Source organism: Exiguobacterium sp. s34 (assembly GCF_018617435.1).
Taxonomy (GTDB): domain Bacteria; phylum Bacillota; class Bacilli; order Exiguobacteriales; family Exiguobacteriaceae; genus Exiguobacterium; species Exiguobacterium aestuarii.
In genome coordinates, this window is sequence record NZ_JACSKE010000017.1 from 1 (window position 1) to 817 (window position 817).

At 50.7% G+C, this 817-nt stretch carries 1 protein-coding gene; it reads right to left on the bottom strand.

Going from position 1 to position 817, the window contains the following annotated elements:
• Window positions 1-91 precede the first annotated feature (91 nt).
• Window positions 92-817: RNA-guided endonuclease TnpB family protein (locus KNO87_RS15365; protein ID WP_214814849.1), on the bottom strand; the 726-nt coding region annotated here is incomplete at its 5' end.

Here is an 817-nt window from a genome sequence, read left to right on the forward strand (position 1 = left end):
GAAGTGGGAGCTTCTTGGGAAGACCGTACTTTTACTAGCCACGGTTGTTTACCAAGCTCGTCGGGCAGTCCCTGCCCTGAAGGAATTCGTTTTAGTTTGCCAACATCAACAGATTGATGCTTGCGTTGATGTCACGGTCATGATGCACGCCACAGGCACACGTCCATTCACGGACATCCATCGCCTTCTTCTCGCCTTTTACGCCGCAAGTGGAACAGATCTGCGTCGATGCGTACCAGGGGTCTGCCTTGATGAGTGTCCGTCCGTAGAAGTTTGATTTGTATTCGAGTTGCCGGACGAACTCGTACCAGCTGACATCCCCGATGGACTTAGCTACCTTGTGGTTCTTCATCATGTCCTTCGACTTCAATGTCTCCACGACGATGACTTGGTTCTCGTCAACGATCCGTCTCGACAGTTTGTGAAGGAAGTCCTTGCGTTGGTTGGCGATCTTTTCGTGTTTCTTGGCCAAAAGTAATTTGGCTTTTTCACGATTCTTGCTTCCAATCTTCTTTCGCGACAGCGCCCGTTGCGCCTTCTTGACCTTCTCTTCTGACTTACGAAGGAAACGAGGGTTTTCGATCTTCTCAGAAACCATTTCGTTATTCGTCATAATCGCGAAGTGCTCCAAACCGAGATCGATCCCGACCTTGTTCTTGGCTGGAATCCGTGGTTCATCGTCCTGTTTGACGAGGATGGAGATGAAGAACTTGCCCGTCCTCGTCATCGAGACCGTCGCCGACCGGATGACGCCCTCAAACGAGCGATGTTGTTCGAACTTCACGAAGCCGATTTTAGGAAGTCTCACCTTGCCGTC